Origin of the sequence: Bacillus smithii, assembly GCF_001050115.1 — a bacterium.
In the GTDB taxonomy this organism is placed as follows: Bacteria; Bacillota; Bacilli; order Bacillales; family DSM-4216; genus Bacillus_O; species Bacillus_O smithii.
In genome coordinates this window covers 3,263,131-3,286,400 of the sequence record NZ_CP012024.1, presented here as the reverse complement: position 1 = coordinate 3,286,400, position 23,270 = coordinate 3,263,131, and the positions used below count along the sequence as shown (strand labels likewise).

The following is a 23,270-nucleotide window of genomic DNA, read 5'->3' as shown; positions in this document are numbered from 1 at the left end:
TGAATTTCGAAAAGGAAAAATTATCTAAAGGTTTTTGTTTGCATAATGACTGTAAACGTTGTATAAATGAGATTAAAAGAAGTAATTACATACAATGCTTCCTATTTGTAAAATTGCAAGTACAGTTTGTAAATTTTGTCTAAAAATATATTTTCAATTACTTAAACAATGTATTATAATGGTCATTAGAGTTTTAATCCGAAGGAGTGAAACAAAGTTGAATATGGAAAAGATAGGAAAAAGAGGGTTGTTTAATATGAAACTCTCGTTTTTCTTTTTAGCTGTGATTTTGTTCTGGATTAAGACGTATATTGCTTACAAAGTAGAATTCAACCTTGGCATTAACAATAAAATACAAGAATTTTTGCTTTTTATAAACCCCATTAGCTCCGCTATCTTGTTTCTTGCCTTTGGATTGTTTTTTAAAGGGAAAGGAAGAAATATTGCGATTATAGTTATCAATTTTCTTCTTTCCTTTTTACTGTATGCAAACATTGTCTATTACCGGTTTTTCAATGACTTTATTACAGTGCCGGTTTTGACGCAGGCAAAAACGAATAGCATCGGAAATTTGGGAGACAGCGCATTTGCGTTGATGAAGCCGTATGATGTTCTTTATTTCTTGGACATTATCATTTTGATTTTACTGGTTGTCTTCAAAGTGGTAAAACCACAAGGGAAAATTGGATGGCGCCCGGTTGTTGGTGTTTTTATGTCCGGTTTTATCATCTTTATGGTCAACTTGGGACTGGCGGAATCAGATCGTCCTGAGCTTCTGCAGCGTACGTTTGACCGCAACTATATTGTGAAATACTTAGGTATGTACAACTACGCTGTGTATGACATGATTCAAAACGTCCGTTCTTCTGCACAAAGAGCACTGGCGGACAGCTCGGATATTGCGGATATTGAGAATTACGTAAAATCCAATTATGCAGAGCCGAACCCGCAATATTTCGGTAAAGCAAAAGGAAAGAATGTCATTTTCGTTTCTCTGGAATCGTTCCAGAACTTTATGATTGACTATAAATTAAATGGACGAGAAGTAACACCGTTTTTAAATTCGTTGGCTCACGACAACAATACATTTTATTTTGATAATTTCTTCCATCAAACTGGACAAGGGAAAACGTCTGATGCAGAATTTATGATGGAAAACTCGCTGTTCCCGTTACCTCAAGGGTCAGTTTTCACGAATAAAGCTTTGAATACGTACCAAGCCACTCCGGCCATTTTAAAAACGCATGGGTACACTTCCGCGGCATTCCATGGCAATACAAAGACGTTCTGGAACCGCGATGAAATGTATAAATCGTTAGGGTACGATTATTTCTTTGACTCTGCCTATTATGATATGAATGATAAAGACGTGCTGAACTATGGTTTGAAAGATAAGCCGTTCTTTAGAGAGTCCATGCCTCTGTTAAAGAGCTTGAAACAACCGTTTTATGCGAAATTCATCACGCTTTCGAACCATTTTCCGTTCCCGTTGGATGAGGGGGATACGGATTTTCCAGCAGGAGATTTTGGAGACTCGATTGTCAACCATTATTTCCAAACAGCTCATTACATGGATGAAGCGTTAAAGCAATTCTTTGACGATCTGAAGAAATCGGGTCTTTACGATAATTCCATCATTGTGTTGTATGGTGACCATTACGGAATTTCCGAAAACCATAACGATGCAATGGCTAAAGTAATGGGTAAAGAAATTACTCCTTTCGAAAATGCCCAATTGCAACGTGTGCCATTGTTCATTCACGTGCCGGGTGTTAAAGGTGGAGTAATGCATGAATATGCCGGTGATGTTGACGTTCGTCCAACGATTCTTCATTTGTTGGGAATTGATACGAAAGATTACATCGAGTTTGGAACGGACTTGCTTTCTAAACAACATCGCCAAATCGTTCCGTTCCGAAACGGCGACTTTGTAACACCTCAATATACGTATGTAAGCGGAAAATGCTACAGCAATGCTACTGGAAAACAAGTGCCAAACAAAAATGCATGTTCGCGTCCAAACAAACAAGTAAAAGCTATGCTGGATTTTTCCGACCGAGTAGTATACGGAGACTTGCTGCGTTTCCACCATCCAAAAGGATTTAAACCCGTAAATCGTGCAGATTATGATTACTCTGTCAAAAAAACAGAACAAAATATAAAAGAAAATAAATAAATAAAGGATTAAAACTTTCATCAGATGAGAAATCACCTTGCTGATGATGTGTTGAATATGTCTCCCTCCCTTGCAACAATTCAAGTTGTTAAGGGAGGGAGATTTTGTTTTTCTGTATCCGTGATCATAATCATCTATAGGAATCGGCTTTTGTTTCATTTATTTTGTGAAGCAGAATGAAACAAAAGCCATTTTTTTGACTCTGTACTGAATGAAGTAAAGGTCCTTTAAGTTTTATGTGATTGAAATATCCAACTCGATTTTTAATATCTTTGACTTGCGAAAAGGAGGAGGGGAAGAGATGATGTAAATTATTTTGTGTAAGCAAATTTTTCTACTAGAAAAAAAGAAAAAGGCAGGGTATTCTCAGATTTGCGACCAAACAAAACTGAAAGGAGATACCCTACCTTATGAGTAATAGTATACTCAACTCAGATTTCGCAAATCAACTGGAAAATATGATAAAAGATTTTGTTCAAGAAAAGCTTGAATTCATCATGAGAGAAGAAATCAAAAATTTCCTCCAAGTGGAACAGGAACACGTTCAAAACTCAAGAAATGGTTATTATCACCGTACTCTTGATACAAAGTACGGGAAAATAGAAGCTCTTACGGTTCCAAGAGATCGCAACGGGGATTTCCAGACTCAACTGTTTGAGCCTTATCAACGTCAAGACGGCTGGCTGGAACAGGCGATTATTAAAATGTATCAAAGTGGGATGAGCACTCGAGAAATTGGGAAGTTTATCGAAAGAATTCTTGGTTCAACCTACTCTCCTACCACGATTAGTCATATTACAGATGCCGCGTTGGAGGATATTCAAAAATGGCAACAACGTCCATTAAACAAACGGTATTCTGTGTTGTATCTTGATGGGTTTTATATAAAAGTTCGTCGTGATACGTATGCCAAAGAAGTCATTTACGTTGTTCTTGGTGTCAATGAAGAAGGTTATCGTGAAATTCTTGGCTTTTACGTTGGAGGTCAAGAAAGCGCGCATGGCTGGCAAGAGATTCTCCAAGACCTTTATACACGCGGTGCTCATGAAGTCTTACTTGGTGTTTTTGATGGACTCCCAGGTCTTGAAGAAGCCTTTAAAGCCGTCTATCCGAAAGCCGATGTTCAACGATGTGTGGTCCACAAAGTAAGAAATACGTTAAACAAGGTAAGGAAAAAAGACCAATTTGAAGTGGCTGAAGACCTAAAGCTGATCTATCGTTCGATGACAAGAGACGCAGCCATTCAAGCCTTTCATGAGTTTAAAGACAAGTGGTCTAAAAAGTATCCTAGAGAAGTCCAATCTTGGGAACAGGATTTAGATGTCCTCCTAACATTCATGAAATATCCGACCAGTATTCGTAGTGTCATCTACACGACCAATGCGATTGAACGAACGATTAAAGATATACGTAAACGACTCAAAACGATGAACAGCTTAACCAGTATTGAAGCAGCAGAAAAAATCACGTTCTTAACGGTACAGGACTTGAATGAAAAATGGTCCACTAGAAAACTTAAAGGGTTTTCTACGGCATACAAGGCACTTCAAGATATGTTTGAAGAAAGATACTGAAAGACCAAATTTTGTTCATGAAGAACAGAGTCTAGGGAGACTAAGTTGTCTTATATGAGACTGAATATTCAGTCTCATATAAGACAACTAAACACCTCCTCCAAGATTAAAAAAACGTATCTGAGAATACTCTCTTACACAAAATTCTTGACGGTACCGGGGAAGAGTGTGGGTTATTTATGATGGAACGATTAGAGGCATATGAATCTAGGGATCATCAGTTGGTAGGCGGAAGAATATCATGTTTGCGGGCGGAGAAAACGGGGTAACAAAAGCGTATTTGGCAATTAAAAAATGTAGTAAAATGGCAAATAAGTGTATTCATCAAACTAAATACTACTTCAATGATTGACATGGAGCCTCTGCGGTCATGATTTTTGGCAAATGACAGCCTCAAGAAGCTTTGCAGGCACTCGAGAGCCTTATGCCCTCCGCTCCATGTAAGCAGCGGTTATGCAGTATTTTGTGCATGCTCTTAATTGCCAAACGATGCACTTTTTTGGTTATCGACACAACAAAAGCGTTCCCATGCATCCCTAAATAATAAGATCTTTTATAAAAACGATGGATGACTAACGGTTTTGACGGCCTTTATAAGATAGATTCTACCAATCTGTAAAAGGAGGGCTTTTGTTTTTAGATATTCGGTGGGAAGGTTTGCGGACGATCCTAAGCGCCAATCGTCGCCACCCACAGTGGTTTATTGCTTCGCACGCTATCGCTAGTTCAACTGATAAAGTGAAAATGAAAAACTCCCGTCTGGAAACGGGAGTTTAAGATTAAGAATTGATATATTGGTGATCAAACAGCATGGTTCCGTTTTTTAAATAATTGGCATGCCAAGAAAATGCCTTTTCTAAAACATGAGGTGTTTGACCACCTACTTTTAGGGCTTCTTCATAGTATGCAAGCAGTTGTTTTTTATACATTGGATGAGCGCAGTTTTCAATGATCAAGCGTGGACGTTCTTGAGGAGCGAGTCCTCTTAAGTCAGCGTATCCTTGTTCGGTTACGATGATGTCCACATCATGTTCGGTATGATCTACATGGGAGACAAAAGGCACGATACTAGAGATTTTGCCGTCTTTGGCGATGGACTTAGTCACAAAAATAGAAAGACGGGCATTTCTTGCAAAATCACCGGAGCCTCCAATACCGTTCATCATTTTTGTTCCTGTCACGTGTGTCGAGTTGACATTGCCATAAATATCAACTTCCAACGCAGTATTAATAGAAATTAATCCGAGGCGGCGGATAACTTCTGGATGGTTGGAAATTTCTTGTGGCCGCAAAATGAGCTTGTCTTTATAGCGGTCCAAATTTGAAAAAACGGCTTTCATTTTTTCTTCGGACAACGTGATGGAGCAGCCTGAAGCAAAGCGTACTTTACCGCTGTCAATTAGATCAAATACGGCGTCTTGAAGAACTTCAGAATATACTTCCAAATCTTCAAATTCGGAAACTAGCAAGCCGTGCAGCACCGCATTGGCTACGGATCCGATCCCTGATTGAATAGGAGCTAAAGTGTTATCCAGCCGGCCGGCTTTAATTTGTTTTCTGAGGAAATCGATTAAATGATTGGCCATAACAGCCGTCTCTTCATCCGGCGGCACGATGGTTGAAGGAGAATCAGAAGCGTCTGTAATCACAATGCCTTTTACTTTTTCCGGATCAAGAGGAATGCCGATTTGACCAATTCTTGAATCCACTTTTGTCAACGGAATAGGTTCGCGTTTTCCTTGTGGAGCCAGATTATAAACATCATGAAGCCCTTCTAATTCTGCAGGTTGGGCCAAATTAATTTCCACAATAACGGCATCTGCTTTTTCAATAAAAATAGAATTATTTCCAACTGATGTAGTTGGAATGAGAATTCCGTCTTCGGTAATCGCTGTAGCTTCAATAATAGCAAAATCAATTTTGCCTAACACATCATTGCGGACATATTCGGCTACGTGAGAAAGGTGTTGATCTACAAACAGCATTTCTCCTTGATTTATTTTTTTACGCATTACTGGATCTGCTTGGAAAGGAAGGCGTTTATGGATAATGCCTGCTTCGGCCATTAGTTTATCGATATCAAATCCGAGAGAAGCTCCTGTGAAAACGTTTACTTTGAATTTTTCGGTTTTAGCACGATCCACTAAAGCTAGTGGAACAGCTTTTGCATCCCCAGCGCGCGTAAAACCGCTCAACCCCAATGTCATCCCATCTTGAATCCATGAAGCAGCCTCGTGAGCTGGAACAATTCGATCAGCTAATCTAGGATCACGTAAGCGTTCTGCAATACGTTTCTCCACCAAAAATCCCCCCTTTGATTGTTTAAAACATTCTACCAATTTAAGGGGGAAATCTCATTATTTTTTGTATGAAAAGCCTTAATTTTGTTGTAAAGCAGAAAAAAATTTCTCAAAAAAGAATTTTAGATACTTTAATGCTAGATGCATTTTTAAAAAAAGGCTTCCCTTTTGACATCGCAAGAGGGTCATATAAAAGAAAATGGAAAAAATTTTCATTGTTCTTTTAAAAGTTAAGGGATCTGCGAAAAATGCTAGCGTACGTTTGGCTGACAGGAATCTTTACGTTATTTTTCATAATCAGCAAAAAAGTGGAATGGGAATCAGGATGAATTTCTTTAATAAAATGAACATTAATAATATAAGAACGGTGAACTCTAATAAACAAGTTATTTGGCAATAGATATTCGAGTTCCGTTAAATTCAGTTTATGAGTTCCTTCCAATGTTTCCGACTGGACTTTCGTTTTGCGATTTTGCGCTTCTAAATAGACAATTTGCTCATAAGGAATAGGATACCATCTCTCATTAAACTTAATGGTTAAGAAATTCGCAGAAATGGGTGAAGGTTTAGCCGGCAGAATGGTTGTAATCGCTCCAGCAGGACGATCTTTTTCAAAAATAGGGATGCTCATGCCGAAATAAGGAACGCCGAACACTTCTTCATCAATATAGAGAGAAACTTTTTGGCCTGTTGACAGTGCTTTGTAGGCAGCGGTCCCTTGTTTTACGGGGTCCCCGGGCTTTATTTTTAAATCAACTGTTTTACTTGGTTTATAATAAATATATTGTTTGTGGTCGGAAATCGCGATTGAAGTGTTTTTAGGCAAGTATTCAGAAAGAATTCCCATTACAGAAGCGACGGTAAATTTGTCCACTAGGTGTCAACTCCTCCAACTTTGTACTTCTGTATGAACGATGTCGAAATATTAGGTTTTTTCGAAAATCGTAAAACCTTTACCATTTATTATACCAACTTGATTCCGTGCTTAAAAGAACGTTTACATTAAAATTGATCTATTTTTGATATATATGATGGTCTTCCACCGGTTGAAGGTTCAAAAAATTGAAGATGCTCGAAATTTGTCGGATAATAAAGAGTGAAGAAATCAACGAAGAAGCGGTTTCCCAGGGGAACAGGAGATATGAAAACAGCGATATGTATTAGACGGCGTATGGAAGAATGGAATCTCTCGTTGCTTTTATGAGTGGCTGACGCGCCGGCGGAGTAAGCAACTAGACGGAAAGGTGATTAAGATGTCAAAAGCAAAAACGAACGCCATAAGGATGCTGGATACTAAAAAGATTCCCTATAAGGTTTATACGTATGAACCACATGGCGGAAAAATAGACGGTGTTTCGGTAGCGGAAAACCTCGGCAAAGATCCTCATTGTGTGTTTAAAACACTGGTGGTTCAAAGCGGAACAAAGCAGCTGTATGTGTTTGTCATTCCGGTAGCGTCTGAACTGGACTTGAAAAAGGCTGCTAAAGTAGCAGGAGAAAAAAAGGTAGAGATGCTCCCTGTCAACGAGCTGCAAAAGTGGACGGGTTATGTTCGCGGTGGCTGTTCGCCCATCGGCATGAAAAAGCATTACCCCGTTTTTATCGATAAGCAGGCGTTAAACTGTCATGAAATTATAGTAAGCGGAGGAAAAATTGGAGTTCAAATAGAATTGTCACCCGCAGACTTGCAAAAAGTCGTCAACGCCAAAATAGAAGATCTAGTTAAAGGGGCCTGACCCCCTTCACACTTTAATGTGTGAAAGGGGTCAGGCCCCATAAAAATGTTCCGATAAAATGGTCGACTTCGGTGCTTTCATGCAGGCCGCTATGTGTCACTTGTACATTCTGGACGATTTTGTCTTGATAATTGTGGCGAGGGACCATTCTTCGGATAGACAAGGCGCTTGAAATGTTGACTACTTGGTCGCCTTTTCCGGCAATAGCGAGTACTTTGACGTCTGGTGGGAAGTGGTTCGATTTTCTCCATAGGTCTTGTAGAGCTTTAGATCCAGGTTTTAAATCGAGAGCGGCTGGTCCGCTATTCACTTTAAAGTAAGAGGATTGGTCAATCCCCAAAAAAGGGCTGCCAATGGTGACCAATTTTTCTACTTTAGGATAGCGAAGCTGGTTGCCGTGATCCAGGAGAAACTTGGTTGAAATAATTCCCCCCATGGAATGGCCGACAATATTCACATTTTCAATCCCGTATCGTTCTTTTAACAAAAGCATCACTTCAGAAAGCCAATGGGAAGTGTCCTGAAAACTGGCTCGGTTGTTTTCAAAAACGACTTGAATGAACATTCTATGGCTGTCATTTGGGATATGCCCGTTCACGAAAAGATGTCCGTTTTTTGCCACTTTGCAAATCAGCACACGATGACCCCAATGATAGTTATATTCAAAGCGGTTCAGCATTCCGTTAAAAGAGTTGTAAGTTCCTTTATAGCCATGAACAAAAATGGTCGGTGGATCGATATAGGTTTGATTTTGCGAATTGACCGGTTCGGACCGATTCAATAATTGAAAACTGATATAAGCTAATAACAGTAAAAGTGACAATAAAAAAGGTATATTTTTACCGCTTTTACTCATTTTTGACCCTCCAATGCGTGTGCATTGTATCATATCTATATAAAATTGAAAATAAGATGTACATTCGAACATTTCATTTTTGGTATAAAACACCGTCAGGCATTGATCTTTTCAAAATTTATTTTGCCCAGCAGCATTCGATTGGGTCATGTGTTTTTGGTGGCAATAATAGACAGAAGATGGTGAATGAGGGAGTTTTTTTGGAAATGGCGCAAAGAATTCTGTTTTTTGGGTGGATTTTTAAAAGGTGTCTGGGGAGGAGAAAGGCTTTATTGTTTTGATGGCAAAATAAATATAGAAGTGATTTATCGATTAAAAAGGAGATTTGCGTTTTTTGCAAACTTTTCATGTAAGAAACGATGGTCAGACAAACAAACAGATGCGTGATCGTAATGGCTATTCAAATCAAAAGGAAGGATGTTGAAAATTCTTTCGGCCATGGAATGCTTTTTTTTGCTGATAACATGCAATCTTGTTCGTTAACGAAAAATCGCTTCTACTTAATGCATTCCATACAGAGGGAACATCAATTGAACATAAGCTGCTAAATGATGAAGACGCATTTCGGCAAAAAATGTGACAGCCCGATGAAATCTGACTAAATAGAAGGTGAAAATTTGAAATTAATGGATCGATGGATGTCAAGAATACGAGTGGAACAGTGAATGCTGGCTAAACGCTAATAAAGTCGAAAGAAAATTTTGTTGAATTTTTTGAAAAACCCTTTATTTCTATTAAAAATCATATTAAAATATCGATGTTAATGAGGATCAGGCCAGAAAAAACGATCATTACCCAGAAATTTTGAATTATTTCTTAAATGGTGAATACTTGATCAAAACGGGAATGTTGCCATATTTTTAAGGATCGGGTCCCCTTTTTTGTTTTGAGGAACTTTTCATGATTCAAAAGAAATCAAAAAGGGAAAAGAGGTTGGGAAAGGTGAATCCATCGCTTGTTTTGCTGAGGGATGAACAGTTGATGGAAGTATATGAACGAGCTAAAACGGAAAATCTCTCTAAAGATTTTATTCAATTGCTGGAAATGGAAATCGAACGAAGAAAAATTAAAAGTAAAACTGATAAACAATATGAAAAATTAAGGCAGATTATTCATTAATGATTTCACAAAAACGTATGTATAGGGACATACGTTTTTTTTATGTGCGCCTGGCATGTACATGAACTATAGGGTGTAAGTCCCGAACCCCGAAGACAGAAGTAGAGGTTAGCCAAGAGCAAGGGTGTCCGTGGTGACGCGGAATCTGAAGGAAGCTGGAGGCAAAACACCGGTCCGAGGAACACGAACCTCATATAAGGCTAGGTATGATTGAGTGAGTTTGCATAACAAAACAAAGCTCTTTCTGTCGAAGGTCATATCGAGTAAATGAGGCGGATAGATGGTGTGAAAGTGCATGTACTTACCCGGGGAGGTCTGGCGGATATGTGAAGTACTCTTCATAACCTACTTAGTGATAAGTAGCTGAACCGTCAGAAGTCAGCAGAGGTCATAGTATTAGTTGGTCTAGAACAACTAAGAAGGACCGAACAATTAAGAGAGAATAGCCCTTGGTATTCAGTGAGTCATGATGAACACAGAAAACGTAGTACCTCACTTGAGGGAGGAAGCGGTGAATCCCGTGGGAGACCTCTTGGAGGGTGGAGTGACCACTGGCATAAAGAGAACAGCTATTCACGGAAGTTATAAAGACTTGCGTCAATTATCTTAATTGAACCGCCGTATACGGAACCGTACGTACGGTGGTGTGAGAGGACGGGAGTTAATCGCTCCCTCCTACTCGATGGACTGAAGTTTCGACAGCCTTTAAACGGGTGCGGAAAACTGATCTTGTCTTTAAAAAATGGTAAGATAGAAATGAATTGCTGAAAGTGTAATGAGGAAATAGATAAGGGTGAAATGCATGATTAAATGTATTGCTACAGACATGGATGGAACACTGTTAAATAGCCGGCAGATGATTAGCGAGGGTAACCGTACAGCCATCAAAAAAGCCCAAGAAAAGGGAATAGAAGTCGTGATTGCCACAGGGCGTTCGTACGATGAAGCCCAAACAGTATTAGCGGAAGCTGGCTTACAGTGCCCAATTATTTGTGTGAATGGAGCGGAAGTGAGAACAAAAGAAGGCGAAATCATTCATACAAATGAATTATCGGCCAAACAATCCCTCGATATTTATGAAATTCTTTATCATTCGGATACTTATTACGAAGTGTTTACTAACAAAGGGATATATACGGATCATTATGAAAAAGGCGTTCAGACGTTAATGAACATCTTTCAAACGGCAAATCCAGATATGCCGGAGGATCAAATTTATGAAATGGCCAAAAACCGATACTCCAAAGGACATATTCAGATTGTAGAAAACTATGAACACGTTATCGAAAGCAATGATCAGCTTGTTTATAAATTCCTTGTTGTTTCAAAAAATCCTAGTGAATTGATGAGGGTCAAAGAGAAATTAGAAGCGCTTCCGGAAATTTCGGTAAGTTCATCTGGAAGCGAGAATTTGGAAGTGACGCATAATAAAGCTCAAAAAGGAATCGCATTGACGTGGTTTACTGAAAGAATGGGCATATCTATGCAAGAAACAATGGCGATCGGCGATAACTTGAACGATCTCTCTATGTTTGAGAGAGTGGGGCGCTCTGTTGCGATGGGAAATGGCCATCCGGATATCAAAAAAATTTGCAGCCATGAGACAGCGGTGAATGACGAAGATGGGGTTGGAAAAGCAATACTGGAAGTTCTTTAAAAGTTCCCAAGACCGAATGATACGAATAAATTCAATAGAGACAATAAGCTATCCAAAAACAGCTTATCGAACTTACCGTCAGTAGGGAATGTAAATTCTTAGCTGGTGGTAAGTTTTCTTTTATCATCAGTGGCATTGGCTAAGATGATGTTATGTTTATTTTCGCGCTTGATTCAAAGGTGAGCTATCATAAAAATCATCATTTTAAGAAAATTTGTTCATCTATTTGACCGAAAATGTGTTAGAATTATTTTTAAAATTCAAATATTAAGAAGGGGCGTTATGATGAGCAAAGCTTTGACAAAAATCAGTGTGGAAGACATCGTAGTAGCCAATCAAATGCTGAAGGATGTAGTGGAAAAAACACCTCTACAAAAAAATGAACGATTATCCGAACGTTATCAATGCAATATTTATATAAAAAGGGAAGATTTGCAAATCGTCCGTTCTTTCAAAATACGCGGTGCCTACCACTTCATCCAGAGCTTGACAGAAGAAGAAAGGAAAAAAGGAGTCGTATGCGCCAGTGCCGGCAATCACGCTCAAGGAGTGGCTTATTCGTGCAAAAATTTGGGAATCTACGGAAAAATTTTTATGCCGACGACGACTCCACGGCAAAAGATTTCCCAAGTTCAATTATTTGGCGGCTCTTATGTAGAAGTGATTTTAACAGGAGATACATTTGATGATTCATATATGAAAGCAAGAGAATGTTGTGCTAAAGAAGATATGATATTTGTGCATCCGTTTGATGATTCTCGCATTATTGCGGGACAAGGAACGGTTGGGGTAGAGATTATGAATGACAGTGCTGAACCGGTGGATTTTGTTTTCGCTGCAATAGGTGGGGGAGGATTAGTTTCCGGCGTCGGCTCTTATATAAAGAGCATCAGCCCGGAAACAAAAATTATTGGCGTTGAACCGGAGGGGGCGCCAAGTATGAAAAAATCATTGGAAAACGGAAAAGTGATGAACTTAGAAAATATTGATCCGTTTATTGACGGTGCCGCGGTCAAGCAAGTAGGAGATTTAACAATGGAAATTTGCAAAGAAGTTGTGGACGACATCGTGGTGGTGCCGGAAGGAAAAGTTTGTACGACGATTTTGAATTTATACAATGAAAATGCGATTGTGGCCGAACCTGCAGGGGCTCTTCCTATCGCCGCTTTGGATTTTTACAAAGATCAAATAAAAGGAAAAAATGTTGTCTGCGTTTTAAGCGGAGGAAACAATGATATCTCGCGAATGCAGGAAATCAAAGAGCGGTCTCTTATTTATGAAGGATTAAAGCATTATTTTATCGTCAATTTCCCGCAGCGCGCTGGTGCATTAAGGGAATTTATGTCTGATGTGCTAGGCGAGCATGATGATATTACAAGATTCGAATACACGAAAAAGAATAGCCGTGATGAAGGACCGGTGCTTGTAGGCATTGAATTGAAAAAACGGGAAGACTATTACCCGCTGATTGAGCGTATGAATCGCAAAGGCTTCCCGTATATGGAAATTAACAATGACCCGCTTTTATTTAATTTTTTAATTTAACTTCCCTCCGAAAGAAGTCTCCTACTTCTAAACGTGAAAGTGCGGAGGCACCAGTGAAAGTGGGAGATGAATTTCGGTTAGGCGTAGCCTAAAGCTGTCTCTTTTTTGTGCTATGATATAATCAGTGTTATATAAATGGAAGGCATTCGGATGTGCTTTGAACAAATATGCACATGGTCAATATCGTGATTCCATTCGACCAAGGAAATATTGTAATTTTCACCAAGTCGAATAAACATATCTTTTGCATAGTCAGATATGGTATCATCAATCACTTGTCTGCGATATTTTACGAGTGAACTATCAAAGTTCATCAATGCCTATAAAAGTGCAAGTTCTAAGACTTATCAAAAAGCATTTTCCACAAGTGAAAAGAAAACTTTGGAAAGAGTATTTTTGGTCAAGAAGCTTTTGCTTACTTACAACAGGTGGTGCGCCCATTGAAGTGATAAAGCAGTATATAGAAAATCAAGGGAGGAAGTGAGGTGATTTGATATGGCAAACAAAGCATATAAATTTCGTCTGTACCCAACACAAGAACAAGAGCAACTTCTTACAAAAACCTTCGGCTGCGTTCGTTTCGTCTACAACAAAATGTTGGCTGAACGAATGGAAACATATGAACCATTCAAGGACGACAAAGAAGCCTTGAAAAAGCAAAAAAAATTCCCGACTCCTGCAAAGTACAAAAAGGAATTTCCATGGCTCAAAGAAGTAGACAGCCTTGCGTTGGCAAACGCTCAACTGAATTTGCAGAAGGCATACCAAAACTTCTTCTCTGGTCGTGCTGAATTTCCAAAGTTCAAAAGCCGAAAGGCGAGACAGTCCTACACAACCAACGTGGTCAACGGAAACATTATGCTTTTGGATGGTTATATCAAATTACCGAAACTGAAACTTGTAAAAATCAAACAACATCGAGAAATTCCGTCACATCATATCATCAAGTCTTGTACGGTTTCTCGAACAAAAACAGGAAAATACTATGTTTCTATTCTCACTGAATACGAACATCAACCTGTACAAAAAGAAGTACAAGCTGTTGTTGGCTTAGATTTTTCCATGAACGGTTTATTTGTCGATAGTGAAGAAGGTAAGACAGCCAATTACCCTCGTTTCTATCGCCAAGCCTTGGGAAAATTAGCGAAAGAACAGCGTGTTCTATCACGCAGAAAGAAAGGTTCTAATCGTTGGCACAAGCAACGACTAAAAGTGGCGAAGCTACATGAAAGAATTGCGAACCAACGAAAAGACTTTCTACATAAGGAATCGTACAAATTAGCGAAACTATATGATTGCGTGGTTATCGAAGACCTCAACATGAAGGGAATGTCCCAAGCACTAAATTTCGGCAAAAGCGTTGCTGATCATGCATGGGGCATGTTCACGAAATTTCTCCAATACAAGTTAGAGGAGCAGGGGAAAAAGCTTCTCAAAATAGATAAGTGGTTTCCATCATCCAAAACTTGTTCATGTTGCGGTCAAGTAAAGGAGTCTCTATCTCTTTCTGAGCGCATATTCCATTGTGATTGTGGTTTTGTAGCAGATAGAGATTGGAATGCTTCTATCAATATCAAGCGTGAAGGATTGCGACTGTTGGCATTAACATCATCATAAATAGAGCATGGAACAGGCTCGATAGCTAAGTAAATTTCGTACCGTTAGGTGCGATTACCTTAGAAGCCTCCACCTCTAAGCGAAGCGTAGGTAGCGGGTAGTTCACTATCTTCATCCAGCTCATGGCGCCTCATTAAGGGATGATGATCAAAGTCAAAGAGAAGACGCTCCAAAGAGTTTACATAGGATCGGTTCTTTCCTGTTTTGATGCAGGCGATGAGTGGATAAGAAAAATAATAAAAGCCAGTACCAACGTGAAAGAAGTGGGCTGGCTTTTTTGTGTAGAATTGGTTTGATAGGTATTGGTTGCGATCGAACTCTTTCTTGCGATCATTGCCTTTTTAAAATAAAACAATCGCTTAGAGATGAAAGGCAAAGTGCTGCTCTTTGACGAGCGTTTATGACAAAGATAGGATCAATCTACTTCGTCACGATCCCATTGATAGCTCCATAAACGTTCTGTTGTTAACCGTTCGCTGATCGGATTGTTTTGAGCTATGCTTTCCTCCAATCCCTTCAGCATCCAAGCGGTTTGGGAGATATGCGCTTTTAAAGCAGCGATCTTGATATCCTGTACTTCACGAATATCGTTTACAATATCGGGTTCACCTAGATTTCTTTCGCAGTCTTTGGAAAAGGCTGTGCAGTATAGCTTCGGCCGTTTTTCCACTGGAATTCGGCGCACCGCTCTTACAACCGCACGTCCGGTAGCTTCATGGTCCGGGTGGACGGAGTAGCCGGGATAAAAAGTAATGATCAACGATGGATTCAGTTCTTCGATTAAATCAGTCACCAGTTTGACCATTTTTTCGTCATCTTCAAATTCCACCGTTTTATCGCGAAGCCCCATCATTCGCAAATCTTGAATGCCGATCACTTCAGCTGCTTTCTCGAGTTCCTTTTTACGGACTTTGGGCAATGTTTCTCGAGTAGCAAACGGCGGATTGCCTAAATTTCTTCCCATTTCGCCCAATGTCAGACACGCATAGGTGATAGGAACGTTGTTTTTCGCATAAATGGCAAGTGTTCCTGAAACCCCCAGTGCTTCATCATCCGGATGTGGATAAATAACCAGCACATGACGCTCTTTTTCGATTTTGTTCATGTTCTAAAATCGCTCCTTTCCTTAGTCGAACGGTGTGTGGCTGATTTCCAAAGCAGCCGCTAATTTTCCGTCATGGCCATGCCCCGAAAGAAGCAGTCGTCCTTGGTCATCCAGTTCAAAATGGGTGAGGCCTTCTACGTAAATCCATCCGAGATCCAACTTCAAACCGATCCGATATGGACCTGTTCCTGCGATTTTGCCATGTTCATAGTTTACTTTGGCATTCCGGATAAAACAACCGGCCGAAAAAAAGCCTTCGTTAAAATGAGAAGCATAAGCGCCGTTCGTCGTTTCCACATGGATATACACATCTTTGCCGGCGAATTGATTGATATATTCTTGGACCTTGTCAGCGAGAATCGGCTCCATTTTCTTCACCTCTATACAAAAATATATAGATTCATTGTACTAGAAAACAGATAGAATTGCGAAAAGAGTTGGGCAATGAAAGACTCTCTGCAAAATGTTCGTAACGGTCGATTGTCCCCTTCTAAATTTCTTTTCTTTCACACTAATTGTTTGAACTTCTTTTCAAACGGTGCTTACTATAGAAGCGTTGCTGACGAGTGAACAGAGTCCGAAATTCGGCGGCTGACCGCAAAGGCTTCCGCTTACACAAGTTCTGATCGTTTCCATATGCCGCTGTGGGAGAAAATACTTTTGGACGTTTTGACGCTGTCGGAAAAATAAAGCGTTTTCTGTCAAAAGGTTTGTTCGTTGTTTAACGATATAGTAAAATCAAGGAAAAAGAACAACTGAAAGATGTTCATGTAACTTTTGAACGGATGCAACGCTACATTACACTATTGGGAAGAATGTTTATTTGTCAAAGAGGCAAAAACCATCGGAATAAATTTTAATCTGTGATTTTCATTTTGTGAATCTTCAATGTAAGCAGCGCAATAGAGGGGAACGAGACAAGTGGAAACAACGGTGTTTTTGTTGGCTGGCGGTCAATCGACCAGAATGGGGATGAATAAAGCACTTTTGGAAGTCGATGGGAAAACCATGCTGGAGCGATTAAAGGATGAGTTTCAACCGTTGACTTCTAAAATGGTGTTGCTGACGGGCAGTCATTCTTATTCTATGGATCTTCCCCAGCTGCCAGACGATGCGTCTTTTCGAGGATGCGGGCCGCTTGCAGGAATTTATACGGGTCTTCTTCATTCGGATACGGAGATGAACTTGTTTGTGGCTTGTGATATGCCGTTCGCTTCCAGACGTATCGGGAAATGGATGATAGACGAATTGGCAAAGACCGATCAAGATGCCATTATCCCTATGACGGATGGGATTCTTCATCCTTTATTCGCTGTTTATAAGACATCAGCGAAAGAAGCGGCCAAAATTCAGCTTAAGCGCAAGCAATATCGTTTGAAAGAATTCCTCCGCTTGTTGGATATGAAGATCGTGGCGGAACACGATGTTCCTGATGCTTTAAAAGCAGAATATGCGAATGCTTTTTGGAATATGAATGATCCCGAATCGTTCAAAGTGGTGAAAACGATAATAAAAGGAATGAAAAGAAACGATGTTTAAGATTACAAAACAGCCAATCAAAATGGAAGAGGTAGTCCAGCAGGTGGTCCGGCCTGAAGCAGGTGCGGTTGTGACGTTTTTAGGTACGGTAAGAGAATTGACAAACGGGAAAAAGACCCTTTATTTGCAATATGAAGCCTATGAATCCATGGCAGAAAAGAAATTGAGACAAATTGGAGAGGAAATTGAAAAAAGATGGCCGGGGGCTAAAACGGCGATCGTGCATCGAATCGGCCGGCTGGACATTTCTGATATTGCGGTAGCGATTGCTGTTTCCACTCCGCATCGGAAGGACGCCTATGAGGCAAACCGCTATGCTATTGAAAGAATAAAAGAAATGGTGCCGATTTGGAAAAAAGAGCATTGGGAAGACGGAGAAGAGTGGATTGGAAATCAGCAAGGCACGATTGCTTATTCCGATGGGAAACCACCGCAGGAATCATAATGTCCCTGGTGAAATGGATGAAGTAAACGTGCAAGCAATGCAGGCATGAAGGAAGAAATGGAGGATGTAGGATGATTCGTATTTTATTTTTTGCTCATCTTCGTGAAGAAACGGGGCAATCCGAAGCAGAAATAGAAGGAGCCGGAAAAACGATCAAACAAATAAAAAAAGAAGTGGTGGAACAGTTTCACGCCAGCCGGCTCGATTCTGCTATGACAGCTGTCAATGAAGAATTCGTTCCGGAAGACTACAGAGTAAAAGAGGGAGATGTCGTTGCCTTTATTCCACCTGTTAGCGGGGGATAACAAGCGCCACAGGATGCTATTTTAACGGAAAGAAGGTGCAGCAATGGAACGGTATTCCCGGCAAATACTGTTTGAACCAATTGGGAGAGAAGGACAGAAGAAGCTTTCCCAAAAGCATGTTTTGATCGTGGGGACCGGAGCTTTAGGTTCTGCAACAGCCGAAATATTGGCTAGAGCGGGAGTAGGCCGGATGACCGTCATTGATCGCGATTACGTGGAAGAAAGCAACTTGCAACGGCAGCATTTATATAGTGAGGAAGATGCTCGCATGCGCTGGCCAAAAGCGGCCGCGGCAGAAAAAAGGCTTGGAGAGATCAATGGTCTCATTGATGTAAATTCCATTGTCGGCGAGGCAGATGCTGCATTGCTGGAAGAGTTGGCGCAGGAAGTCGATCTCATATTGGACGGTACGGATAACTTTGAAACTCGTTTTTTAATCAATGACATTTCCCAAAAATATCGAATTCCTTGGATTTTTGGAGCTTGTGTGGGAAGTTTTGGAATGACTTATACGATTGTTCCCGGAAAAACTCCCTGTCTTCAATGCTTATTAAAGCAAATGCCGATGCAAGGATTGACTTGCGACACGGTGGGAGTGATCGGACCGGCTGTTCAAATGGTGGCTGCTTATCAGTCGGCGGAAGCGTTGAAGATTTTAACCGACCATCAAGAAGATTTGCGTCCGTCTTTTGTAAGCTTTGATCTTTGGAAAAACGATCATTTGGAAATCAAAGCGGGGGCATTAAAGGATGAAAGCTGCTTATCTTGCGGGGCACAGCCTGCTTATCCTTTCTTGTCTCGGGAAGCACGCACAAAAACAACCGTTCTTTGCGGAAGGGACACAGTGCAGGTAAGGCCGGGGAAAAAACGAGACATGGAGCTATCTGCACTCGCTCTTCAATGGAGAAGAGCAGGCTGGAATGTAGAGGGGAATCCTTATTTATTATCCATTGAAAAAGAGGATCTTCGCATCGTTTTATTTCAAGATGGCAGAGCTTTGATTCACGGCACGAAAGATGAAGCCACGGCAAAAAAAATCTATCAAACTCTTTTAGGATAGCTGTTAATGTCCATAAACAAGCGGCGGCCCGTTTCAACATCCGGCCGCTCTTTTACTTTTGTATTTTTTCTTAAACGAATGTTTGAAAAATTTTCTTTGAAAAATTTTTTGAAATCTTTGTTTTTCTGATGATGCGCTTTCTGTTGTGTATACAGCAACTTCGAAAATTTTTTGATGGCGAAGATAACGGAATCCTTCTTTGCTCGTTGGAAGTAGCGCATTTCGACAAAAATTGATAAGGTATAGTTGAATCAAGAATAAACATTTCATGGAAAAGGCAAAGGTGGGAACGAATGAAAAAGAAAATTCTATCCAATGACTGGGCTCCGTTATTGGAGGAAGAATTTGAAAAAGAATATTATCTACGCTTGCGTGAATTTTTAAAAAAAGAATATCAAACAAAAATTGTTTATCCGGACATGTATGATATTTTCAATGCCCTTCATTTTACTCCCTACAAGAACGTAAAAGTAGTGCTTTTAGGGCAAGATCCTTATCATGGACCTAATCAGGCCCACGGTTTAAGTTTTTCAGTCAAACCGAATGTTCCAATCCCTCCTTCTTTAAAAAATATTTTTCAAGAATTGCATGATGATCTAGGCTGCTATATTCCTGATAACGGCTGTTTGATCCCTTGGGCGCGCCAAGGCGTTTTGCTGTTAAATACAGTTTTAACGGTTCGTCAAGGAGAAGCCCATTCTCACCGCGGAAAAGGATGGGAGCAATTTACCGATCGGGTGATTTCGCTCATCAATAATCGAGAAAAACCGGCGGTATTTATTTTGTGGGGGCGTCCGGCTCAAAGCAAATTGCCGCTGATTGATCAGACGAAGCATTTTATCATCCGCTCGCCGCATCCTAGTCCATTGTCCGCAAACCGAGGATTTTTTGGCAGCCGTCCGTTTTCAAAAGCAAATCGCTTTTTGCGGGAAATAGGTGAGACAGAAATTGACTGGCAAATTCCCAATCTTTCATTCTTTTGACAAATAACAACAAAAGTCGAAATGTTTCACGTGAAACATTTCGACAAAATGCTTGAAGGATTTTTTATCATCCAAACGAATCTGTTGTGAATTTCCAGCTTTTCTTGCATGCATGGATATAGAAAGAAGTTTATTTCAGCAGGTTTTTCATTTGCTGAGGGAGAAGAAAACAGCTTTGGAAAATTTCGGCGTTGAAATATTTGGTATCAAGGTTAGGTACTTGTTTGCTGTTAGTATCAATCGGATAGACTTTTGATCCTAGCGTAAAACTCCACATTCCTCCTGGGTAGGTTGGAACAACAGCTTTATAGACACCGGCATAAGGGAATAAATTTTGAATATGATCAAACGTTTGTTTAAGAATCTCCTGATGGAACAAAGGAGATTGACTTTGACATACTATAATGCCGTCTTTTTTTAATACTTTTTCTACGCTTGCATAAAAGTCATGTGTAAATAATGCTTCTGCGGGCCCGACAGGATCGGAGGAGTCAATGATGACCACATCATATTCGTCTTGGCGATTTTTCACGAATTCAATCCCGTCTTCAAAAATAAATTGAACGCGGGGATCGGATAAGTTCCCTGAAACATCCGGTAAATATTGTTTGCAAGATTTCACTACCAGTTCGTCAATTTCCACCATATCGATTTGTTCGATGCCGGGATGTTTGGCTGCCTCTCTTGCTGCGCCGCAGTCGCCGCCTCCGATAATGAGCACTTTTTTAGGATGGGGATGAAGCAGAATAGGAACATGGGTAATCATTTCATTATAAATGTGTCCATCCAAGGAAGTCGTTTGTACAACCCCGTCTAAAACCAGCATTCTTCCGAAATCATACGAATCTACAATCATGACATGTTGATAGGGGGATTGTTCTGAGAAAAGAATCTCTTTTAGTTTATAACTGATTTTCAGCGTATTTCGGTCATTTTCTGTCAGCCATAGGCTCCCGTCTATTTCTTGCAGCCATTCGAGATTAGTGTTCATCATGATCGTCTCCTTTCTTTTTTGATTCCCATACAAATGTAAAAATTAGACCTGTTTTGATAGAATAGATCTATACGACCCATATTGTAGCAAAACAAAGCATACTGTGAAAATACTCGGTTTTCGGGCCTTGTTTTACGGATTATTTGAAAAAGTGGCGACGATTTACAGAAGAATTTTTTCGCTTGAATTACATATTTCAGAACGATCATAATGGAATTATGATGTCCTTTTCATTTTGAAAGCATACCGATAAAGCCAATAGAGGACTTTTAATCCGTGAAACAGAGAAGGGTTTAAAAATGGGCTTAGGGAGGTGGAGATTTTGCAGATCAGCCATTATCAACTTTTAAAGAAAATTGAAGAGGAAACAAAAAAGGCGCGCCAAGAAGAAAATAGCGATGCATTATATCAGCATCTTTATACCATAAAAACTCTGTGTGAAGTTGTGCTCGATTCACAATTGAACCCTGCGGCATTTTTGGAAGAGAACAGCACGCCTGTCAGTCCTGCTGAAGAAAGGGCTTTGCCTTTGCAAGGAAACAAGCTGGAAACGGATGATGGAGCCAACGGAGATTCCATTTTTGATTTTTAACGAATTTTTTGCCGCTGGACCCGGAGATGGAAACACTAAAATGCTTTTTAAGCAGATGGCTGTATAGATAAGTGGCAGCAAAACCTTGAAGGGAGAGGGAACAGGATGAAAATTTTTGTCATAATAGGGGCTATTAATGCACTGCTGGCTGTGGCGTTGGGGGCGTTTGGCGCACATGGACTGGAAGGAAAATTGGAACAAAAGTATATGGATATTTGGAAAACCGGCGTCCAATATCAAATGTTTCATGCACTTGGGCTGTTGATTGTCGCCATTTTAGCGGGAAAATATCCGGCTAGTTCACTTATTTCTTGGTCGGGATGGCTTTTGTTTATTGGAATTGTGCTCTTTTCGGGAAGTTTGTATGTACTCAGTTTGACGAAAATTCATATTTTGGGGGCCATTACTCCTTTAGGCGGGATCTCGTTTTTAATAGGTTGGTTTTTGCTTGTTTTGGCAGCAACCAAGTGGATGTAAAAAGATTGGATTGTCAATACAATCAAATATTAAAAGGAAGAGGCGATCCCATCCGCTTTTGTAGGGGCCTCTTCTTTTTTTGATTGTTTCTGTTTTGTGCTTGTGATATCCGCGAAGCTAGGGATAGAAATCATGCATTTGAATCGTTAAACGAGCAGGATCATCACGCTTAAAACACCCCAATAAAGGGCACGTTATCTTGGCTGGTACGATCCGCCTGGTCCGCCGCCTCCGCCTGCAAACGGATATTCATACTCAATCGGTTCTTCAAATGTAATGTAGTCCACGTATACCATAGGAAGCAAATAGCGTGTGCCTGTTTGCGGGTCGCTTATAATAAGATGATCGCGGCCGGCTGCCTCGATAATTCCTTTGAAGATTTTGGCATTCCATTCTCGATTGTTTTCAAATGTCATATATACGGTGACGAGTTTCCCTTTATTCAGCCGTAAAATATTTTCAATATACGATTGCTCTAGGGGAAGCATTCCCGGAATATATTGAGCGACGCTGGTTGGAGTTTGTTGGCTTGGAGCAGCACCTCCTACTTGCTGCTGTTGCTGGCTCGCTCCAGGGTAAAAGGGTACATGAGGATATGGGCTTGGCTGGACCGCTTGAGCCGGATATCCTTGCGGATAAGTATAATACACTTGTTGGTTACCACTTGGTTGTTGCCTCATTCGAGCTCCTCCTTATTCTAATATTCATACACCTTGGGCAAGAGGTTTAATAGAAAGTAAAAGGAATAGACCTGCCTGGTTCTATTCAGGAAACTGTTCATGAAACAACCACTTTTTAGTTGACGGGTGAAATGGTTCTTTTGCCAACCATTTTCTATTTCTGGCTCTTCTGATATGTCTTCGGAGGTTGGAAGCATGGCGCTGCCAATAGGTCTTATCAGTTGCAAACAGGAAAGCAATGGCATTGGAACATCCATCTTTTATGGATTATAGGCTTACCTTTCCTATAAAACAGACAGAAAAAGCACCATCTTCGCTATAGGCAGTTTTTCTGTATTTCACCTCACTTTTTGAAGAGCGTCTTTATGTTTTTTAATGAAATAGCCCATTTTCATACTTATGCAAGCATCTTCAAAAAATGAACAGCTTTCTTAATGAATTGTACAAATTTTGCGACAAAGTTTTTTAGGGGGAAAGAATACAGGTTTTCATAAACGGAGAGAAAGAAAA

21 protein-coding genes and 2 pseudogenes are annotated in these 23,270 nt (G+C 40.2%); 15 read left to right on the top strand and 8 right to left on the bottom strand.

Annotation, left to right across the window (positions count from 1 at the left end; translation table 11 throughout):
* Positions 1-223: 223 nt before the first annotated feature.
* Together ltaS and BSM4216_RS15410 are read left to right on the top strand one after the other, a co-directional pair.
* Positions 224-2,176: a lipoteichoic acid synthase gene (gene ltaS, locus BSM4216_RS15415; RefSeq protein WP_048624561.1), complete on the top strand. Its 1,953-nt coding sequence runs from the start codon at positions 224-226 to the stop codon at positions 2,174-2,176.
* A gap of 410 nt (positions 2,177-2,586) precedes the next feature.
* Positions 2,587-3,750, top strand: coding sequence for an IS256 family transposase (locus BSM4216_RS15410; RefSeq protein WP_048623008.1), 1,164 nt, complete (start codon positions 2,587-2,589; stop codon positions 3,748-3,750).
* Between the two features lie 779 nt (positions 3,751-4,529).
* On the opposite strand, the gene BSM4216_RS15405 is transcribed toward BSM4216_RS15410, so the two are convergent.
* Together BSM4216_RS15405 and BSM4216_RS15400 are read right to left on the bottom strand one after the other, a co-directional pair.
* Entirely contained in the window at positions 4,530-6,050 is a 1,521-nt protein-coding gene (locus BSM4216_RS15405; protein ID WP_048624287.1) for a succinyl-CoA:acetate CoA-transferase ScpC, read from the bottom strand.
* A gap of 223 nt (positions 6,051-6,273) precedes the next feature.
* Complete coding sequence (locus tag BSM4216_RS15400) at positions 6,274-6,924, bottom strand: LytTR family DNA-binding domain-containing protein (RefSeq protein WP_003354921.1); 651 nt, start codon at positions 6,922-6,924, stop codon at positions 6,274-6,276.
* Between the two features lie 379 nt (positions 6,925-7,303).
* On the opposite strand from BSM4216_RS15400, the gene ybaK reads away from it, so the two are divergent.
* On the top strand, positions 7,304-7,786 hold the full coding sequence (gene ybaK, locus BSM4216_RS15395; RefSeq protein ID WP_003354922.1) for a Cys-tRNA(Pro) deacylase: 483 nt from the start codon (positions 7,304-7,306) through the stop codon (positions 7,784-7,786).
* Between the two features lie 13 nt (positions 7,787-7,799).
* Here ybaK and BSM4216_RS15390 read toward each other — a convergent pair whose 3' ends face one another.
* The gene (locus tag BSM4216_RS15390; RefSeq protein WP_048624286.1) at positions 7,800-8,642 is read right to left on the bottom strand and encodes an alpha/beta fold hydrolase; all 843 of its coding nucleotides are present in this window, start codon (positions 8,640-8,642) and stop codon (positions 7,800-7,802) included.
* Between the two features lie 900 nt (positions 8,643-9,542).
* On the opposite strand from BSM4216_RS15390, the gene sda reads away from it, so the two are divergent.
* The 3 genes from sda to ilvA all read left to right on the top strand — a co-directional run bounded on the left by sda (position 9,543) and on the right by ilvA (position 12,963).
* Positions 9,543-9,761 (top strand): sporulation histidine kinase inhibitor Sda, encoded by a 219-nt coding sequence (gene sda, locus BSM4216_RS15380; RefSeq protein ID WP_048624284.1) that lies wholly within the window; start codon positions 9,543-9,545, stop codon positions 9,759-9,761.
* Positions 9,762-10,563: 802 nt separating this feature from the next.
* Positions 10,564-11,418: a Cof-type HAD-IIB family hydrolase gene (locus tag BSM4216_RS15375; protein ID WP_048624283.1), complete on the top strand. Its 855-nt coding sequence runs from the start codon at positions 10,564-10,566 to the stop codon at positions 11,416-11,418.
* Between the two features lie 282 nt (positions 11,419-11,700).
* A complete protein-coding gene (gene ilvA / locus BSM4216_RS15370) occupies positions 11,701-12,963 on the top strand; it encodes a threonine ammonia-lyase IlvA (protein WP_156179274.1) in 1,263 nt (420 codons plus the stop codon).
* An 84-nt stretch (positions 12,964-13,047) separates the two neighbouring features.
* On the opposite strand, the pseudogene BSM4216_RS16825 reads toward ilvA, so the two are convergent.
* Positions 13,048-13,277, bottom strand: a pseudogene (locus BSM4216_RS16825) (transposase); the annotation flags it as partial.
* Here BSM4216_RS16825 and tnpA point away from each other — a divergent pair.
* A pseudogene (tnpA, locus tag BSM4216_RS16820) lies at positions 13,258-13,447 on the top strand (IS200/IS605 family transposase); the annotation flags it as partial. The pseudogenes BSM4216_RS16825 and tnpA sit on opposite strands and share 20 nt — an antisense overlap.
* An 11-nt stretch (positions 13,448-13,458) precedes the next feature.
* The gene (locus tag BSM4216_RS15365; protein WP_048622484.1) at positions 13,459-14,580 is read left to right on the top strand and encodes an RNA-guided endonuclease TnpB family protein; all 1,122 of its coding nucleotides are present in this window, start codon (positions 13,459-13,461) and stop codon (positions 14,578-14,580) included.
* Positions 14,581-14,995: 415 nt separating this feature from the next.
* Here the strand turns inward: BSM4216_RS15365 and bshB2 are convergent, their stop codons facing one another.
* The gene (gene bshB2 / locus BSM4216_RS15360; RefSeq protein ID WP_048624560.1) at positions 14,996-15,676 is read right to left on the bottom strand and encodes a bacillithiol biosynthesis deacetylase BshB2; all 681 of its coding nucleotides are present in this window, start codon (positions 15,674-15,676) and stop codon (positions 14,996-14,998) included.
* A gap of 30 nt (positions 15,677-15,706) precedes the next feature.
* Positions 15,707-16,054 carry a YojF family protein gene (locus BSM4216_RS15355; protein ID WP_003354347.1) on the bottom strand — a complete coding sequence of 116 codons (348 nt, stop codon included), beginning with the start codon at positions 16,052-16,054 and terminating at the stop codon, positions 15,707-15,709.
* Between the two features lie 552 nt (positions 16,055-16,606).
* Here BSM4216_RS15355 and mobA point away from each other — a divergent pair.
* From mobA to BSM4216_RS15330, 5 genes are all read left to right on the top strand, one after another.
* Entirely contained in the window at positions 16,607-17,224 is a 618-nt protein-coding gene (mobA, locus tag BSM4216_RS15350; protein ID WP_048624281.1) for a molybdenum cofactor guanylyltransferase, read from the top strand.
* A complete protein-coding gene (locus BSM4216_RS15345; protein ID WP_048624280.1) occupies positions 17,217-17,669 on the top strand; it encodes a molybdenum cofactor biosynthesis protein MoaE in 453 nt (150 codons plus the stop codon). Before mobA ends, BSM4216_RS15345 begins: the two co-directional genes overlap by 8 nt.
* Before the next feature lie 71 nt (positions 17,670-17,740).
* Complete coding sequence (moaD, locus tag BSM4216_RS15340) at positions 17,741-17,974, top strand: molybdopterin converting factor subunit 1 (RefSeq protein WP_003354344.1); 234 nt, start codon at positions 17,741-17,743, stop codon at positions 17,972-17,974.
* A gap of 43 nt (positions 17,975-18,017) precedes the next feature.
* Positions 18,018-19,034, top strand: a complete 1,017-nt coding sequence (locus BSM4216_RS15335) for a ThiF family adenylyltransferase (protein WP_003354343.1) — start codon at positions 18,018-18,020, stop codon at positions 19,032-19,034.
* A 293-nt stretch (positions 19,035-19,327) separates the two neighbouring features.
* Positions 19,328-20,017: a uracil-DNA glycosylase gene (locus tag BSM4216_RS15330; RefSeq protein ID WP_048624279.1), complete on the top strand. Its 690-nt coding sequence runs from the start codon at positions 19,328-19,330 to the stop codon at positions 20,015-20,017.
* Positions 20,018-20,147: 130 nt separating this feature from the next.
* On the opposite strand, the gene speE is transcribed toward BSM4216_RS15330, so the two are convergent.
* Positions 20,148-21,008, bottom strand: coding sequence for a polyamine aminopropyltransferase (speE, locus tag BSM4216_RS15325; protein WP_048624278.1), 861 nt, complete (start codon positions 21,006-21,008; stop codon positions 20,148-20,150).
* A gap of 325 nt (positions 21,009-21,333) precedes the next feature.
* On the opposite strand from speE, the gene BSM4216_RS15320 reads away from it, so the two are divergent.
* Both BSM4216_RS15320 and BSM4216_RS15315 read left to right on the top strand, forming a co-directional pair.
* Positions 21,334-21,603, top strand: coding sequence for a YwdI family protein (locus BSM4216_RS15320; RefSeq protein ID WP_048624277.1), 270 nt, complete (start codon positions 21,334-21,336; stop codon positions 21,601-21,603).
* 105 nt (positions 21,604-21,708) lie between these two features.
* The gene (locus BSM4216_RS15315; protein ID WP_048624276.1) at positions 21,709-22,080 is read left to right on the top strand and encodes a DUF423 domain-containing protein; all 372 of its coding nucleotides are present in this window, start codon (positions 21,709-21,711) and stop codon (positions 22,078-22,080) included.
* Between the two features lie 194 nt (positions 22,081-22,274).
* Here the strand turns inward: BSM4216_RS15315 and gerQ are convergent, their stop codons facing one another.
* On the bottom strand, positions 22,275-22,760 hold the full coding sequence (gene gerQ / locus BSM4216_RS15310) for a spore coat protein GerQ (protein WP_048624275.1): 486 nt from the start codon (positions 22,758-22,760) through the stop codon (positions 22,275-22,277).
* Positions 22,761-23,270: the final 510 nt, after the last annotated feature.

Bases quoted from the DNA above. Each gene is read 5' to 3' on its own strand.
- BSM4216_RS15335 (WP_003354343.1), top strand. From the start codon at position 18,018: ATGGAACGGTATTCCCGGCAAATACTGTTTGAACCAATTGGGAGAGAA.
- BSM4216_RS15355 (WP_003354347.1), bottom strand. From the start codon at position 16,054: ATGGAGCCGATTCTCGCTGACAAGGTCCAAGAATATATCAATCAATTC.
- sda (WP_048624284.1), top strand. From the start codon at position 9,543: ATGATTCAAAAGAAATCAAAAAGGGAAAAGAGGTTGGGAAAGGTGAAT.
- BSM4216_RS15365 (WP_048622484.1), top strand. From the start codon at position 13,459: ATGGCAAACAAAGCATATAAATTTCGTCTGTACCCAACACAAGAACAA.
- gerQ (WP_048624275.1), bottom strand. From the start codon at position 22,760: ATGAGGCAACAACCAAGTGGTAACCAACAAGTGTATTATACTTATCCG.
- ltaS (WP_048624561.1), top strand. From the start codon at position 224: ATGGAAAAGATAGGAAAAAGAGGGTTGTTTAATATGAAACTCTCGTTT.
- BSM4216_RS15410 (WP_048623008.1), top strand. From the start codon at position 2,587: ATGAGTAATAGTATACTCAACTCAGATTTCGCAAATCAACTGGAAAAT.
- ybaK (WP_003354922.1), top strand. From the start codon at position 7,304: ATGTCAAAAGCAAAAACGAACGCCATAAGGATGCTGGATACTAAAAAG.
- BSM4216_RS15375 (WP_048624283.1), top strand. From the start codon at position 10,564: ATGATTAAATGTATTGCTACAGACATGGATGGAACACTGTTAAATAGC.
- BSM4216_RS15315 (WP_048624276.1), top strand. From the start codon at position 21,709: ATGAAAATTTTTGTCATAATAGGGGCTATTAATGCACTGCTGGCTGTG.
- BSM4216_RS15345 (WP_048624280.1), top strand. From the start codon at position 17,217: ATGTTTAAGATTACAAAACAGCCAATCAAAATGGAAGAGGTAGTCCAG.
- moaD (WP_003354344.1), top strand. From the start codon at position 17,741: ATGATTCGTATTTTATTTTTTGCTCATCTTCGTGAAGAAACGGGGCAA.
- BSM4216_RS15390 (WP_048624286.1), bottom strand. From the start codon at position 8,642: ATGAGTAAAAGCGGTAAAAATATACCTTTTTTATTGTCACTTTTACTG.
- ilvA (WP_156179274.1), top strand. From the start codon at position 11,701: ATGATGAGCAAAGCTTTGACAAAAATCAGTGTGGAAGACATCGTAGTA.
- speE (WP_048624278.1), bottom strand. From the start codon at position 21,008: ATGAACACTAATCTCGAATGGCTGCAAGAAATAGACGGGAGCCTATGG.
- BSM4216_RS15330 (WP_048624279.1), top strand. From the start codon at position 19,328: ATGAAAAAGAAAATTCTATCCAATGACTGGGCTCCGTTATTGGAGGAA.